This window comes from Pseudomonas sp. ENNP23, assembly GCF_001728945.1.
GTDB classification, from domain to species: domain Bacteria; phylum Pseudomonadota; class Gammaproteobacteria; order Pseudomonadales; family Pseudomonadaceae; genus Metapseudomonas; species Metapseudomonas otitidis.
The window spans coordinates 12,739-27,622 of the sequence record NZ_LYSP01000014.1; the positions used below are offsets into that span (position 1 = coordinate 12,739).

Below are 14,884 nucleotides of genomic sequence, written 5' to 3' on the forward strand. Positions count from 1 at the left end.
GCCCGTCAGGCCGCGACGCAGACGCGATTGCGCCCGGCCTGCTTGGCGGCATAGACCGCCTCGTCGACCCTCCGCAGCAGGTCGTCGGCCAGTTCCCCCTCACGCCAGCAGGCCAGCCCGAAGCTGGCGGTGACCACCCCAACCTCCGGCAGCGCGTCCTTCGACAAGGTGCTCCACAACGCCTCGGCCAGCACCTGGACCTGGGCCTCCCCGGTGTTGGGGCAAATGACGATGAACTCCTCGCCCCCCAGACGACAGAACACGTCGATGCGCCGCAGCCGCTCGCCGACCCGCTGGCAGATGATCTTGAGCACCCGATCGCCGACCTCATGGCCGAAGCGGTCGTTGACCTGCTTGAAATGGTCGATGTCGAACATCACCACCGACAGCGGCCCTTCGCTGCGCTGGGCGCGGGCGATCTCCACTTCCAGGCGCTCTTGGAAGTGCCGGCGGTTGTACACACCGGTGAGGGCGTCGGTGATGGAGAGGGTGCGCAGCTCCTGCTCCACCAGCTTGTGGCCGGTGATGTCGGAGATGTAGCCATGCCAGAGCACGCTGCCGTCGGGCATGCGCTCGGGCACCGACTCACCACGCAGCCAGCGCACGCCCTTATGCGGCAGGAGCACACGGAAGTCCTCTCGCCAGGTCTCCAGGGTCTGGGCAGAGGCGAGGATGCTGCCCTGCACACGCTCAAGGTCCTCGGGGTGAACGCGCTGGTACAACCGCTCACCATCCAGCCGGGCGTCGAGAGCGCTCATCTCTACCAGGTCGTGGATGCCGGCACTGACATAGGGGAAGCGACTGGAGCCGTCGGGCATCAGCTGGTACTGGTAGATCGCCCCCGGTACCCGCGCGCTGAGCTTCTCCAGCAGGCGGTCGCGCTCCTCCAGGGCCTGTTGCACGCGCTTGCGCTCGGTGATGTCGGTGGAAATGCCGAGGAAGCCGATCAACTCGCCCGCCTCGTTGCGCACTTCGGTGAGGATCAGGTTGCCGATCAACTGGCTGCCGTCCTTGCGCACGTAGGTCCACTCGTGTTCGTCGTAACAGCGCCCGGCAGTTACCTCCACCACGTACCGATGGAGGTCGGGTACCGGGCGGCCGAGGCGCTGGGCCAGGGCCGCACAGCGCTCGCGCACCTCACTTTCGAGGTGCAGGGTGTGGGGACGGGTGCCAAGCATCTCCTCGGCGCTGTAGCCGAACATGCGCTCGGCACCGGCATTGAACTGCAGGATGTAGCCCTCGAGGTCAGTGGCGATGATCGACACCTCGGTCGCCGCGTCCAGCAGGCTGCGCAGGTTGCCGTTGGCCAGGGCCAACTGCAGCTCCACCACCTTGCTCTCGCTGATGTCGGTCTGGGTACCGATCAGCCGCAGTGGCGAACCGTCGTCGTTGACCTCCACCACCTGGCCACGCTCCAGCACCCAGGCCCAACTGCCGTCCTTGCGGCGCATGCGGTGCTCGCTGCGGTAGACGTCGACTTCGCCGTTCAGGTAGCGCCGCAGCGCCTCACGTGAACCCTGCAGGTCATCGGGGTGGCGCAGCCCGAGCGCAGTGTCGAGGCTGTCCTCCAGCTCCCCGGGCAGGTAGCCGAGCATGGTCTTCCAGGCGGGCGAGAAGAACATCCGGCCGCTGTCCGGCTCCCAGTCCCAAACGCCATGACCAGCACCGTCCAGGGCGAAGCTCCAGCGCTCCTCGCTGAGCTTGAGCTGCATCTCCCGCTCGTGCAGTTCGGCGGTACGCTCGGCCACCAGGCGCAGGGCCCGCTGGCGCTGGCTGATGAGCAGCAGGACGTAGCCGCCCAGCATCAGGCTGAGGGCAATGCCGGTGCCCAGCACCAGGTGCCAGGAGGTGGTGCGGTTGTCAGCGAGGAACTTCGGGCTGGGGCGCACCTCCAGGCGGTAGGTCCGGTCGCCGAAAGCCAGGGTACGCTCCACCACCAACCCACTGAGGTCGGCGGCGGAATGGCTCTGGTAAAGGCGCTGCGGACGAGCCGGGTCGGTGATGTCGTCGAGCCGTGTGGGCAGGTTGGCGAGCATTTCGCTCGGCAGGCCTTCTTCCAGCTCCTGGCGCAGGCTGACGATGGCAACGACGAAGCCAGGCAGTGGCTCCTCCGCCCTGCCCAGCACCGGGGCGACGATCAGGACACCTTCGTGAACGTCGTCCGGCATGCCGTAGACCCGGACAAGGCCGGACACCGTCACCTGCCGCTCCACTTCGGCCTTGTTCAGCAGCGCCTGGCGCTCGGGCAAGGCGCGCATGTCCAACCCGATGGGCAGCGCGCTGTTGCGGCGTGCGGCGCCGTAGAAGAGCGGCAGGTAGTAGTCGCGAACAGGGCTGGCACCCTCCAGGTCATGGATGCGGAAATCCATCAGCCCCTCTCGGCGCGCCCTGGCCTCATAGGCGCCACGCTGCCCGGACTCAACCCGCGGCACCCAGTAATAGGCCAGTGCGTCCAGCAGCATCGGCTCGACGAAGCGCCGGTAGCGCTGCAGGTCGAGATGGGGCGAGTTGGCCACGAAGCGCTGCAGCGCATCCAGCTCCTTCAATTGACCGCTGAGGCGCTCCTCCACCCGGCTGACGCGCTCGTTGGCGACCTGGGTGAAACGCTCCCGCAACTGGTGCTCCTCGGAGTCATGCACGGCACGGCAGAGCAGGCCGGTGAACCCCAGTCCGATGCCGATGACCAGTACGCAGATGAGCCAAAGCAGCCCGCGGTTGCCTGCAGGTGAGAAAGGGGACGTGGTTGCCTGGGCAGGCATGGCCATGCTCGAGCCTCGGTTCGTGATGGAGAAGACGTCCCTGTGATCACAAACCTAGCGGGGTGATGGCATTTTGCCTAGCGTCGGCGGGAAAAGTTCCGCCCCGCCCTTACGGGCGGAGACGGACGGTACTCAGCAGGCCGTCAGGCGCCAGGCTCGGTGGATCTTGCCGTTGCGGGCGAAGTCCGGGTCGAGGGTCTCGGCGCTGATCTCGCTGACCTGGTAGCGGGCGCTCAGGGCTTCATCCAACTGGAACTTGCGGAAGTTGTTGGAGAAGTAGAGCACCCCACCAGGGGCCAGGCGAGCCATGGCCAGGTCGAGCAGGTGAACATGGTCGCGCTGCACGTCGAACACCCCCTCCATGCGCTTGGAGTTGGAGAAGGTCGGCGGGTCGATGAAGATCAGGTCGTACTCGCCGCGATCCTCCTCCAGCCAGGCCATCACGTCACCCTGCTGCAACCGTTGCTTGTCGGAGAAGCCGTTCAGCGAGAGGTTGCGCCGTGCCCAGTCCAGGTAGGTCTTGGACAGGTCGACGCTGGTGGTGCTGCGGGCACCGCCCTTGGCGGCATGCACGGTGGCGGTGGCGGTGTAGCAGAACAGGTTGAGGAAGCGCTTGCCCGCCGCTTCGCGCTGGATGCGCAAGCGCATGGGGCGATGGTCGAGGAACAGGCCGGTGTCCAGGTAGTCGGTGAGGTTGACCAACAGCTTCACGCCGCCTTCGTTCACCTCCATGAATCGCCCTTCGGCGCCCTGGCGCTCGTACTGGCGGGTGCCGGTCTGCCGCTCGCGGCGCTTGACCACCACGCGGGACGGGTCGATCTGCAGGGCCTGGGGAATCGCCGCAAGGGCATCCAGCAGACGGGCCTGGGCCTTCTCCGGGTCGATGGAGCGCGGCGGAGCGTATTCCTGCACGTGCACCCAGTCGCCATAGAGGTCGACGGCCAGGGCGTACTCGGGCATGTCGGCGTCGTACAGGCGGTAGCACTGGATGCCTTCCTTGCGCGCCCACTTGCCCAGTTGCTTGAGGTTCTTCTGCAGGCGGTTGGCAAACATCTGCCCGCCCTCGGACAGGCGTGCCGGCTCTGCGGCAGGGGCTACGCCCGGTTGTGCCTCGACGGCGGAGTCCTGACGGCGCGAGCCGGTGACGAACTGCTCGGGCAGCACCTTGATCAACAGCAGCTTGCACGGCAGCGCGCCGTTCCAGAAGGCGTACTGCTTGTGGCTGCGGATGCCCATGCGCTTGCCCAGTTCGGGCGCGCCGGTGAACACCGCGGCCTCCCAGCCCATGCAGGCCTGGCGCAGGCGCTCGCCGAGGTTCTGATAGAGGTAGAGCAGGCTGGCTTCGTCGCCGAGGCGTTCGCCGTAGGGCGGGTTGCTGATGACCAGCCCCTTCTGGTTCTGGTCCGGGCGCGGTTCGAAGGTGGCCAGCTCGCCCTGGTAGATCTTCACCCAGGCGCCCAGCCCGGCACGCTCGATGTTGTTGCGGGCCGGCTGGATCAGCCGGGGGTCGGCCTCGTAGCCCCGAATCCACAGCGGTGGGCGGGCCAGCCCGGCTTCGGCGCGGACCTGGGCCTCGTCATGCAGCTTGCGCCAGATCGCCGGCACGTGGCCAAGCCAGTTGGAGAAGCCCCAGCGCTCGCGCTTGAGATTGGGGGCCACATCAGCGGCCATCATCGCCGCCTCCACCAGGAAGGTGCCGACGCCGCACATGGGGTCGGCCAGGGCGCCGCCCTCGGCAGCGATGCGCGGCCAGCCGGCGCGGATCAGGATCGCCGAGGCGAGGTTCTCCTTCAGCGGTGCCGCGCCCTGCTGCAAGCGGTAGCCGCGCTGGTGCAGGCTGTGGCCGGCAAGGTCGAGGGAGAGTATCGCCTCGCCCTTCTCCAGGCGCAGGTGCAGGCGCACGTCGGGGTTCTGCTTGTCCACCGAGGGGCGCTGGCCGGTGCTGGTGCGCAGGCGGTCAACCACGGCGTCCTTCACCTTCAGAGCACCGAAGTGGGTGTTGTCGATGCCGGCGCCATGGCCGCTGAACTCCACCGCCAGGCTGCCATCGGCGGCCAGGTGGTCATGCCAGTCCACCGCTTTCACGCCCTCGTAGAGGTCGTCGGCATTGCTCACCGGGAAGCGCGCCAGCACCAGCAGGACGCGGTTGGCCAGGCGCGACCAGAGGCACAGCCGGTAGGCCGTCTCCAGGCTGCCGTGGCCACGAACGGCGGCGACTTGCTCGCGAGGCTCCTCCAGGCCGAGTTGGCTGACTTCCTCCAACAACAGCCCTTCCAGGCTTTTCGGGCAGGTGAGGAAGAGTTCGTAACGGTCCGACATGCTAGTTCCAGTGCCTTTCGGCTGATCAACGGTGGGGAAATGTCTCCACACCTCGAAGAATTATGTGACTGAAGGTCGCAGAACGTCCCTTCGTCGGATTGGAGAATTCTCATTCTCAGGCGCGAGGCTTTCATGGCACCTCGACATCAACCTCGCGCAAGGCCGCGCCACAGGTGGCACAGGGCTCAGAGGGGCGAAAAAACGCCCGCTCGGCTTATGGTCCGGAACTCATGTTCGTTACGTCCTTATGACAAAACGATCATTCCAATGCCCCGGAGCAAGGGTTAGAACACAGCTTAATCCGCTACCGAAACGGCAGCGGATCAGGGCGGCGCCACGCCGGCAGCGCCTCCCGAAGGCAGGCCAGACCTGCCAGGCCCGGCACCCGGGCCATGGGACATTACAGTCAACAAATGAGGGCTACACCCTATGAGAAGACTTAAGCGTGATCCGATGGAACGAGCATTTCTGCGCGGTTACCAGCACGGCATTCATGGCAAATCCCGCGATCTTTGTCCTTTCACCCATCCCACCACTCGCCAAGCCTGGATCAACGGCTGGCGGGAGGGCCGCGGCGACCACTGGGATGGCTTTACCGGCACGGCCGGCATTCACCGTCTCAATCAACTCCACGCCGTAGGCTGATGCCTCGGACCTGACCGATTTCACCAAGCACGCCCCATCCGGGCGGCGGGCGCAAGCCCAGGGGCTCCCAAGCGGGAGCCCTTTTCATTTCAGCGCCCCTTGCCGAATCCCGGCAGTGCAGCAATGGCGTCCACCGACTCACGAATGAGCGCCGGCCCCTTATAGATGAAGCCCGAGTAGATCTGCACCAGGCTTGCGCCGGCAGCGATCTTCTCGGCGGCGTGGCGGCCTTCGGTGATCCCGCCCACGGCGATGATCGGCAGGCGCCCGGCCAGTTCCGCCGCCAGCACCTTCACGGTGTGGGTGCTCTTCTCCCGCACCGGCGCGCCCGACAGGCCACCGGCCTCGTCACCATGCTCCAGGCCTTCGACGCCTTCGCGGCCCAGGGTGGTGTTGGTGGCGATCACCGCATCCATGCCTGACTCAACCAGCGCACTGGCTACCAGGGCGGTTTCCTCGTCGCTCATGTCCGGGGCGATCTTGATTGCCAGCGGCACGCGACGACCGTGCTGCACGGCGAGGTCCTCCTGGCGCTGGCGCAGGGCTTCGAGGAGTTGCTTGAGCGAGTCACCGAACTGCAGGCTGCGCAGGCCGGGGGTGTTGGGGGAGCTGACGTTGACCGTCACATAGCTGGCGTGGGCGTAGACCTTGTCCAGGCAGATCAGGTAGTCATCGACGGCGCGCTCGACCGGTGTGTCGAAGTTCTTGCCGATGTTGATACCCAGCACGCCGTCGTACTTGGCCGCACGCACCCGCGCCAGCAGGTGGTCGACGCCGTGGTTGTTGAAGCCCATGCGGTTGATCACCGCCTCGGCCTGGGGTAGGCGGAACAGACGCGGCTTGGGGTTGCCCGGTTGCGGCCGGGGGGTGACGGTGCCGATCTCGACGAAGCCGAAGCCCAGTTGGGCGAAACCGTCGATGGCGTCGCCGTTCTTGTCCAGGCCGGCGGCCAGGCCCACGGGGTTGGGGAATTCCAGCCCCATCACCTTGACCGGCAGACTGGCCGGCGCCTTGGTCAGCAGACGGTTCAGGCCAAGGCGTCCGCCGGCCCCGATCAGGTCGATGGACAGCTCATGGGAGGTTTCCGGGGACAGTTTGAACAGCAGCTCGCGGGCCAGGGTGTACATGGGCGGGTTTTCGATCGACGGGATGGGCCGGCGATTATAGCCGCCGGACCCGACTCAAGCGAGGCGACGCAATGACTCCAGGGTGCCGCTGGCGGGGTCGAATACCAGCTCGAAGGAACCGTGGATGCCTTCGTGGGTCAGAAAAGGCCGCAGATGATGCGCAGGTAAGCTAACCTTGCGCCCGTCCCGGCTGCGCACCATCACCCGATTGGCGTGGCCCTGGTAGACCGCGAGGAACTGGTCCGCGGTCAGTGAGATATCCAGCACCAGGCTGGGCATGGAGGCCTCCTCATTGTTCGTCGAAATGATCCAACCTGCCGGCACCCAGCGCCGACCTGCGCCAGGGTATCACTGCCGTTGCCGTCAAAGCCGTGCAGCCATCTTCGACCTCTGCCAAACTCCCCCTCGTGATCCGGGAGTCCTTGTCTGGCCATGAGTTCGCCGCAGTCCCCAACGAACACCCTGTCGTCCCGCCTGGCAGCCCTGGCTCAACGCCTGGGTCTGGTGGGTCGTGCCTCTCGCCAGGTGCTGGAACACGCCAGCCGCCTGCAACTGCCTTTCGCCCCGCTCCCCCCCCTGCAGCCGGACATCTGGTGGCAGAACGGTCCGCCGCTGCAACGCCTGGTGGACCTGCCGCGCAACGCGCTCTCCGGCCCGGTGCAGGAAGACAAGGCCCAGGCCCATGCCGTGCTGGTGCACCTGGTAGAGGAAGAGCGGCGCGACCTGTCCGACTTCGACCTGCGCCTGGTGGAAGGCATCCATGGCCACGATGAGCCGGAACCGCCCTGCCCCAGCTTCGAGCTGTACGCCGCCACCCCCGCCTGCAAGAACGTGCGGATCATCAGCTACAAGGATTTCGTCAAGGCCATCAGCCAACCACTGCCACGCTTCCTGGCCGGCGAGCGACTGGCCCTGTACCAGGCCAGTTGGTACGGCGACCGGGTCTTCTGGCACGGCAGCCACCACCCCGAGGCCTTCGCGGCCGCTGTGGTCTATGCCCGGCGTCGGCAGATGGAAGTCACGCTGCCGGCCGACCTGGTGACCTATCGCCTGCTCCCGACCGGGCTGGACCTGCTGGACAGCCGTTACCACGTACTGTCGATGCCGGTGGAGGCCTGGAGCCACGCCGAGTTCATGGCCCTGCTGATGAGCGAGGGCATTCCCTATGCCCGCCTCAGCCTGCTCAAGAACCGCAAGGGCAAGGCCCCCGAGTTCCTCCTGCTGCCCAAGGACAACCCCGAGGCCACCGCCCTGGGCGAAGGGCTGCGCCTGGCCGGCGCGGCCGACGTGGTGCAGTACCTGCGCACGCTCCTGGACAAGCCCCCCGCCCTTCCCGGCGCGACGTGACGCCCGTCGCCGGCAGGCGCCTCAGCCCTTCGCCGGCCCGGTGACGCCAGCAGCCTTCAGCGCCTCGATCTGCTCCTCGGTGTAGCCCAAACCCACCAGTACCTCCCGGGTGTGTGCGCCCAGCGCCACGCCCGTGTGGCGCGGTGCCGGCAGCCCGGCCGAGAAGCGAATGGGGCAGGCCATCTGGCGCTGGGCCGGTTGCCCCTCGCGCGGGACCTCAACCACCAGCTCGCGGGCGCGGACCTGCGGATGCTCCACCGCCTCGGAGAGGGGCAGCATGGGTTCCACGCAGGCATCCAGGCCGGCGAACACCTGTTGCCACTCGCTGAAGTCGCGCTTCTCGAACTCGATCTCGATGGCACGCTTGAGCGCCTGCTGGTCCTCGGGGCGGGGTGACAGGCCACGGGCCGCCAGCTCAGGCCGGCCGATGGTCGCGCAGAACGCTTCCATGAACTGCGGCTCCAGGCAACCAACGGAGAACCAGCGGCCGTCACGGGTGCGGTAGTAGTCGTAGAAGCTGCCGCCGTTGAGCGCCTGGTTCTCCATGTCCGGCTCGACACCCGCCCCCAGGTAGCCCGCGCCGGCCATGCCATTCAGGCTGAAGGCGCAGTCGGTCATGCTCACGTCCACGTGCTGCCCCTCCCCCGTCGACTGCCGGTGGATCACCGCCGCCAGCAACCCCAGGGCGCCATGCAGCGAACCACCGCCGATATCCGCCAGTTGCACCCCCAGCGGCAACGGGCCGCTGTCGCGTCGGCCGGTGTAGCTGGCCAGCCCGGCCAGGGCCAGGTAGTTGATGTCGTGCCCGGCTCGGTCACGGTAGGGCCCGGTCTGCCCGTAGCCGGTGATGGAGACGTAGATCAGCCGCGGGTTGATCGCCTTCAGCGCCTCGTAGCCCAGGCCCAGCCGCTCCATCACGCCAGGACGGAACTGCTCCAGCAGGATGTCGTACTCGGCCACCAGGCGATGGATCACCGCCAGCGCCTCGGGCCGCTTCAGGTCCAGCGCGATGCTGCGCTTGTTGCGGTTCAGGTAGGCGTGGCTGGTGGACTGCCCGCCGTCATGGGGTGGCAGCACCCTCACCAGGTCCATGCGGGTGGGGGACTCGACGCGCAGCACCTCGGCGCCCATGTCGGCCAGCAGCAGCGAGGCGAAGGGCCCCGGCAGCAGGGTGGAGAAATCGAGGATCTTCAGTGACGCGAGCGGGCCTTTCATGGCGACTCCCAGGTTCGGTTCATTCCCAATGCAACGGCCGCTGCGGGTCGAGCCCGGCGGCCAGCGCAGCGAAGCGGTCTTCCAGTACGTTGCGGCGGATCTTCATGGTGGGCGTCATGCAGCCGTTGTCCACCGTCCAGGGTTCGCGCACCAGCACCAGATGGCGGATGCGCTCATGGGGCAACAGCGTAGCGTTCACCCGCTCCAGCACCGAGAGCAGGTCGCGCTCCAACTGCTCCCGGGCCTCGGCACGGGCTGCCGGGCTCAGCTCCAGCAGCGCCAGTGGCTGGTCCAGGCCGCTGCCCATCAGGCACACCTGCTCCACCCAGTGGCTCTTGGCGAGTTCACCCTCGATGGGAGCCGGGGCCACATACTTGCCCTTGCTGGTCTTGAAGATGTCCTTCACCCGCCCGGTGATGCGCAGGTAGCCCGCCTCGTCCACCTGGCCCTTGTCGCCGGTGTGCAGCCAGCCATCACGCAGGGTCTCGGCGCTTTTCTCCGGCTCCCGGTAGTAACCGGTCATCAGGCTGGGGCTGCGATAGAGCACCTCGCCGTCCTCGGCGATGCGCAGCTCGTTGTCGGGCATGACCCGGCCGACCGTGCCGAAGCGCACCTGCCCGGGCCGGTTGAAGTTGCCGTAGGCGAAGTTCTCGGTCATGCCGTAGCCCTCGCAAATGGTCATGCCCAGGCGCTGGTACCAGCTCAGCAGCGCCACCGGGATCGGTGCGGCGCCACTCACCAGCACCCGCGCACGGTCCAGCCCGAGGGCTCGGCGGATGCGCCGGGCCACCAGGCCGCCCAGCAGCGGGAGGCGCAGCAGGCGCTCCAGCTTCGCCTGGGGCAGCTTCTCCAGCACGCCCTGCTGGAAGCGCGTCCACAGGCGCGGCACCGAGAAGAACACCGTGGGGCGGATGATCCGCAGGTCCTCGGCGAAGGTCTCCAGGGATTCGACGAAGGCGATGCTGCCCCCGCTGTACAGGCTGTTGCTCTCCACCAGGAAGCGTTCGGCCGCGTGGGACAAGGGCAGGTAGGAAACAAACTGTTCCTCCGGCCCCAGGCCCATTTCCCGTACCGAGCGGCTGGAAGCGAAGGCGAAGGCCCGGGCCCTGTGCATCACCCCCTTGGGCTGGCCGGTGGTGCCGGAGGTGTAGAGGATGCTCAGCAGGTCGTCGGGCTGCTGCCAGTGGGCGTCCTCCAGGGGCGGATGGCGGCGCAGCAGGTCATCCCAGGCGTGCTCGGCCGGCAGGGTCGGATAGGGCATGGCGATACGCGCAAGCGTCTCGGGCAGGCCCGGCGCCAGGCGCTCGGGGTCGTCCAGCTTGCCGAGGATGACCACCTTGCAGCCGGCATGGCGCAGCACGTAGTCGATGCTTTCGGCCGACTGCAGCGGGTAGAGCGGCACGCTGACCAACCCGGCGAGCATGATCGCCAGGTCGCTCAGCACCCATTCGGCGCAGTTCTTCGCCAGGATCGCGACGCGGTCCCCCGGTTCGCAGCCCAGGGCGCGCAAGGCGCTGGCCAGGCGCCGGGCCTGGTCGTCGGCCTGGCGCCAGGTGAGCGTGTGCCAGTGGCGCGCCACCGGCTGGCGCAGCCAGACCCGGTCCGGCGTGGTGGTGACCCAGTGGGCCAGTTGTTGCAGTGGCAGTGCGTCAGTCATCCCGTCCCCCTTGTGCTTGTCGTTGTGGTGGAGGCTGGTGCAAGGCGGCCCATCCGGCCGCGCGGTTCAGAGGCGGAACACCCGCCGGGCATTGCCCTGCAGGAAGGCGGCTTCCACCTCCGGCCTGAGCCCCAGGGCGCGGACCTGCTCCATGCACTGCTGCAACGACAACTGCGGGAAGTTGCTGCCGAACAGCACCTTGTCCCGCCCGTAGCTGGCCATGTAGTGCAGCAACGCCTGGGGGTAGTAGCGCGGCAGGTAGGCGGAGGTGTCGATGAAGACGTTGTCGTGCTTCCAGGCCAGCCCGATCATCTCCTCCGTCCAGGGATGGCCGATGTGCCCGGCGACGATGCGCAGCTCGGGGAAGTCCAACGCCACCTCGTCCAGGTAGGGCACCGGCCGCCCGGTCTCCGAGGGCATCAGCGGCCCGGTGTGGCCGACCTGGGTGCAGAAGGGGATGTCCAGTTCGATGCACTTGGCGAACAGCGGGTAATAGAGCCGGTGGTTGGGCGGCAGCTTCCACAGCCAGGGCACGATGCGCAGCGCCTTGCAGCCCAGCTCCTGCACCGCCCGCTCCAGCTCGCGCAGGGCCGTCATGGGGCGCGCCAGGTCCACGGTGGCAACCCCGACGAAGCGGTCGGGGAAGGCACGGGTGTACTCGGCCACCAGGTCGTTGTCGAAGACCCACCCTTCCGGCCGGCACCAGGCTGCCAGCATCAATTTCTCCACCCCGGCCTCGTCCATGGCCGCCACGGTCTGGGCCGGGGTCAGGGGTTGGTCCAGCAGGTGCGCGGAGCCGGATTTCTCGAACAGCCGCACCACCTCGGGCAGCAACTGCCGAGCACGGCCGTTGGCGGGTTGGGCCCAGGCGTCGATGGCGCCCAGCGAAGCAGTGGCATTCATGGCAATGGCCTCCTGGCCGTCAGGCAGGACGGGGTGGTAGCCGGGACGGGCCTCAGAGCTTCATCCCGCGGCTGATGATCTCCTTCATGATTTCCGAGGTGCCGGCGAAGATGCGCTGAATGCGCGCGTTCGCGTACATCTTGCAGATCGGGTACTCCCACATGTAGCCCCAGCCGCCGTGCAGCTGCACGCCCTCGTCCACCACCTTGCACAGCAGTTCGGTGGTGAACAGCTTGGCCTCGGCGGCCACCTCGGGGGTGAGCTTCTTCTGGTTGTGGTCCATCACGCAGCGGTCGGTGAACACCTGGGCGACGTCGATCTGGGTGCGCATCTCGGCCAGTTTGAAGCGGGTGTTCTGGAAGTGGGACACGGGCCGATCGAAGGCCTTGCGCTCCTTCACATAGTCGAGGGTGGTCTGCAGCGCCGCTTCGGCACCGGCCACCGCGCCGCAGGCGTTGGTCAGGCGCTCCTGGGCAAGCATGTTCATCAGGTAGAAGAAACCGCCCTTGGCATCGCCCAGGAGGTTGGCCTTGGGCACCTTGACGTTGTTGAAGAACAGCTCGGCGGTGTCCTGGCTCTTCATGCCCAGCTTCTTCAGGTTGCGTCCGCGCTCGAAGCCTTCCATGCCCCGCTCCACCAGGAACAGGCCCATGGCGTGCTTGTTCGCCGGATCGGTCTTGGCGGCGACTATCACCACGTCGGCCAGCAGGCCGTTGGAGATGAACACCTTGGAGCCGTTCAGCTCGTAGTGGTCGCCCTTGTCCACGGCGGTGGTGCGCATACCGGCCAGGTCGGAGCCGGCGGACGGCTCGGTCATCGCCACGGCGAGGATGATCTCGCCGCGGATGATGCCCGGCAGCAGCCGGGCCTTCTGCTCCTCGTTGCCGTACTCGGCGATGTACGGGCCACACAGGGCGGAGTGCAGCGGGATCATGAAACCGGGCTCGTTGATGGCGGCCAGTTCCTCACACATGATCTGTTCGTAGCGGAAATCCTTGAGCCCCGCACCGCCGTATACCTCGTCCGCCCAAGGCAGCAGGAACCCCATTTCCCCTGCCTTCTTCCACACGCTGCGGTCCACCACCCCGGCAGCTTCCCATTCGTCCTGGTGCGGCACCACTTCCTTCTGCAGGAAGGCGCTGAAGGCGTCGCGGAACAGGTTGTGCTCGGTCTCGAAGTGCTGGCGTTGCATGCGGGGTCCCCCCTGTTGGAATCGTCCCGCAGGGTAGGCGTCGGCCGAATGGCCCCTCAATGACGCAAGCGCTCAGGGTGGATTGACCGATGCGCTCTTGGGAGCGGTGGTGGCGTCCGAACATAAAAAAGCCCGTCATGAGACGGGCTTGGAAAGGCTCCTCCCCGTGGGGAGGGAGGAGAAACCGTTGAAACGGTATCAGGCGCGCTGTGCGTCACCGGTACTGGCAACGTCGACAACCGTCGCACCGTTGCCGGCCAGCTCGCGGTTCAGGGTGTCGGTGTCCAGCTGCTTGCACCACTTGGCGACCACCAGGGTGGCGACGCCGTTGCCGACCAGGTTGGTCAGGGCGCGGGCTTCGGACATGAAGCGGTCGATGCCGAGGATCAGCGCCAGGCCCGCGACCGGCAGGTGGCCGACGGCGGACAGGGTGGCAGCCAGGACGATGAAGCCACTGCCGGTGACGCCGGCGGCACCCTTGGAGGCGATCAGCAGCACCAGCAGCAGGGTGATCTGGTGGGTGATGTCCATCGGGGTGTCGGTGGCCTGGGCGATGAACACGGCGGCCATGGTCAGGTAGATGGAGGTGCCGTCGAGGTTGAAGGAGTAGCCGGTGGGGATCACAAGCCCCACCACGGACTTGTCGGCGCCCAGCTTCTGCAGCTTGTCGATCATGCGCGGCAGGGCAGATTCGGAGGAAGAGGTGCCCAGGACGATCAGCAGTTCTTCGCGGATGTACTTGATGAACTTGAGGATGCTGAAGCCGTGGGCGCGGGCGATGCTGCCCAGGACGATGAGCACGAACAGCAGGCAGGTGATGTAGAAGCAGGCCATCAGTTGGCCGAGCTGCACCAGCGAACCCACGCCGTAGGCACCGATGGTGAAGGCCATGGCGCCGAGGGCGCCGAGGGGGGCGACCTTCATGATCACGTTGATGATGTTGAACATCACCTGGGAGATGCGCTCGATGAACTCGAACACCGGGCGGCCGTAGTCGCCCAAGCGATGCAGGGCATAGCCGAACAGTACGGAGAAGAACAGCACCTGGAGGATGTCGCCGTTGGCGAAGGCGCCGACCACGGTCCCCGGAATCACGTTCATCAGAAAGTCGATGGTGGACTGCTTCTCGCCCGCTGCGGCATAAGCAGCGATGCCCTTGGTGTCGAGCGTGGTCGGGTCGACGTGCATGCCGACGCCGGGCTGGGCGAGGTTGACCACCACCAGACCGATGATCAGGGCCAGGGTGGACACGACTTCGAAGTACAGCAGCGCATAACCACCGGTCTTGCCCACGGCCTTCATGCTCTGCATGCCGGCGATGCCGGTCACCACGGTGCAGAAGATGATCGGGGCGATGGCCATCTTGATCAGCTTGACGAAGCTGTCGCCCAGGGGCTTCAGGGCTACACCAGTCTGCGGGTAGAAGTGCCCGATGAGAATGCCGATGGCGATGGCCACCAGCACCTGGACATAAAGGCTTTTATAGAGGGGTTGACGGGTCATGGCAGTTCCTCTCGGGTGCTGGGGACCAGGTCCGTAACGGACCCGCAGCACCGGGTATCTGGCTCCTCCCTTGCCGGGAGGCTTTGTTGTTCTGCGGCCCAAACCAATGGACGGCTGTGCCCATTTGCAGCCCTTGTGCCAACTTCAAAAAAGTCCCACAAGCCTTGTGGCACTAAGCCCACAACCAACCGCACGATTCAGGAACCGACCGTTTCAG

At 66.7% G+C, this 14,884-nt stretch carries 11 protein-coding genes; 2 read left to right on the plus strand and 9 right to left on the minus strand.

The window, feature by feature from the left end:
• Window positions 1–5 precede the first annotated feature (5 nt).
• Window positions 6–2,759, minus strand: coding sequence for a diguanylate cyclase (locus A9G05_RS10125; RefSeq protein ID WP_240923299.1), 2,754 nt, complete (start codon window positions 2,757–2,759; stop codon window positions 6–8).
• Window positions 2,760–2,891: 132 nt separating this feature from the next.
• Window positions 2,892–5,078: a bifunctional 23S rRNA (guanine(2069)-N(7))-methyltransferase RlmK/23S rRNA (guanine(2445)-N(2))-methyltransferase RlmL gene (rlmKL, locus tag A9G05_RS10130; protein WP_069560849.1), complete on the minus strand. Its 2,187-nt coding sequence runs from the start codon at window positions 5,076–5,078 to the stop codon at window positions 2,892–2,894.
• Window positions 5,079–5,507: 429 nt separating this feature from the next.
• On the opposite strand from rlmKL, the gene rmf reads away from it, so the two are divergent.
• Window positions 5,508–5,723 (plus strand): ribosome modulation factor, encoded by a 216-nt coding sequence (gene rmf / locus A9G05_RS26485; RefSeq protein ID WP_074968920.1) that lies wholly within the window; start codon window positions 5,508–5,510, stop codon window positions 5,721–5,723.
• 89 nt (window positions 5,724–5,812) lie between these two features.
• Here the strand turns inward: rmf and A9G05_RS10135 are convergent, their stop codons facing one another.
• Window positions 5,813–6,850, minus strand: a complete 1,038-nt coding sequence (locus tag A9G05_RS10135) for a quinone-dependent dihydroorotate dehydrogenase (protein ID WP_069560850.1) — start codon at window positions 6,848–6,850, stop codon at window positions 5,813–5,815.
• A gap of 54 nt (window positions 6,851–6,904) precedes the next feature.
• Window positions 6,905–7,129 carry a DUF2835 domain-containing protein gene (locus A9G05_RS27185; RefSeq protein WP_069560851.1) on the minus strand — a complete coding sequence of 75 codons (225 nt, stop codon included), beginning with the start codon at window positions 7,127–7,129 and terminating at the stop codon, window positions 6,905–6,907.
• Window positions 7,130–7,282: 153 nt separating this feature from the next.
• Here A9G05_RS27185 and A9G05_RS10145 point away from each other — a divergent pair, with 153 nt between their 5' ends.
• The gene (locus tag A9G05_RS10145) at window positions 7,283–8,197 is read left to right on the plus strand and encodes a DUF6685 family protein (RefSeq protein ID WP_069560852.1); all 915 of its coding nucleotides are present in this window, start codon (window positions 7,283–7,285) and stop codon (window positions 8,195–8,197) included.
• A 21-nt stretch (window positions 8,198–8,218) separates the two neighbouring features.
• Here A9G05_RS10145 and A9G05_RS10150 read toward each other — a convergent pair whose 3' ends face one another.
• The 5 genes from A9G05_RS10150 to A9G05_RS10170 all read right to left on the minus strand — a co-directional run bounded on the left by A9G05_RS10150 (window position 8,219) and on the right by A9G05_RS10170 (window position 14,667).
• Window positions 8,219–9,412 (minus strand): CaiB/BaiF CoA-transferase family protein, encoded by a 1,194-nt coding sequence (locus A9G05_RS10150; protein WP_069560853.1) that lies wholly within the window; start codon window positions 9,410–9,412, stop codon window positions 8,219–8,221.
• A gap of 19 nt (window positions 9,413–9,431) precedes the next feature.
• Window positions 9,432–11,069 (minus strand): AMP-binding protein, encoded by a 1,638-nt coding sequence (locus tag A9G05_RS10155; RefSeq protein ID WP_069560854.1) that lies wholly within the window; start codon window positions 11,067–11,069, stop codon window positions 9,432–9,434.
• Window positions 11,070–11,135: 66 nt separating this feature from the next.
• Window positions 11,136–11,972 (minus strand): amidohydrolase family protein, encoded by an 837-nt coding sequence (locus tag A9G05_RS10160; RefSeq protein WP_069560855.1) that lies wholly within the window; start codon window positions 11,970–11,972, stop codon window positions 11,136–11,138.
• Between the two features lie 52 nt (window positions 11,973–12,024).
• Window positions 12,025–13,164: an acyl-CoA dehydrogenase family protein gene (locus tag A9G05_RS10165; RefSeq protein WP_069560856.1), complete on the minus strand. Its 1,140-nt coding sequence runs from the start codon at window positions 13,162–13,164 to the stop codon at window positions 12,025–12,027.
• 198 nt (window positions 13,165–13,362) lie between these two features.
• Entirely contained in the window at window positions 13,363–14,667 is a 1,305-nt protein-coding gene (locus A9G05_RS10170; RefSeq protein ID WP_069560857.1) for a dicarboxylate/amino acid:cation symporter, read from the minus strand.
• Window positions 14,668–14,884 lie beyond the last annotated feature (217 nt).

Coding starts and splice junctions, on each gene's coding strand:
- A9G05_RS10125 (WP_240923299.1), bottom strand. CDS start 2,759: ATGCCTGCCCAGGCAACCACGTCCCCTTTCTCACCTGCAGGCAACCGC.
- rlmKL (WP_069560849.1), bottom strand. CDS start 5,078: ATGTCGGACCGTTACGAACTCTTCCTCACCTGCCCGAAAAGCCTGGAA.
- rmf (WP_074968920.1), top strand. CDS start 5,508: ATGAGAAGACTTAAGCGTGATCCGATGGAACGAGCATTTCTGCGCGGT.
- A9G05_RS10135 (WP_069560850.1), bottom strand. CDS start 6,850: ATGTACACCCTGGCCCGCGAGCTGCTGTTCAAACTGTCCCCGGAAACC.
- A9G05_RS27185 (WP_069560851.1), bottom strand. CDS start 7,129: ATGCCCAGCCTGGTGCTGGATATCTCACTGACCGCGGACCAGTTCCTC.
- A9G05_RS10145 (WP_069560852.1), top strand. CDS start 7,283: ATGAGTTCGCCGCAGTCCCCAACGAACACCCTGTCGTCCCGCCTGGCA.
- A9G05_RS10150 (WP_069560853.1), bottom strand. CDS start 9,412: ATGAAAGGCCCGCTCGCGTCACTGAAGATCCTCGATTTCTCCACCCTG.
- A9G05_RS10155 (WP_069560854.1), bottom strand. CDS start 11,069: ATGACTGACGCACTGCCACTGCAACAACTGGCCCACTGGGTCACCACC.
- A9G05_RS10160 (WP_069560855.1), bottom strand. CDS start 11,972: ATGAATGCCACTGCTTCGCTGGGCGCCATCGACGCCTGGGCCCAACCC.
- A9G05_RS10165 (WP_069560856.1), bottom strand. CDS start 13,164: ATGCAACGCCAGCACTTCGAGACCGAGCACAACCTGTTCCGCGACGCC.
- A9G05_RS10170 (WP_069560857.1), bottom strand. CDS start 14,667: ATGACCCGTCAACCCCTCTATAAAAGCCTTTATGTCCAGGTGCTGGTG.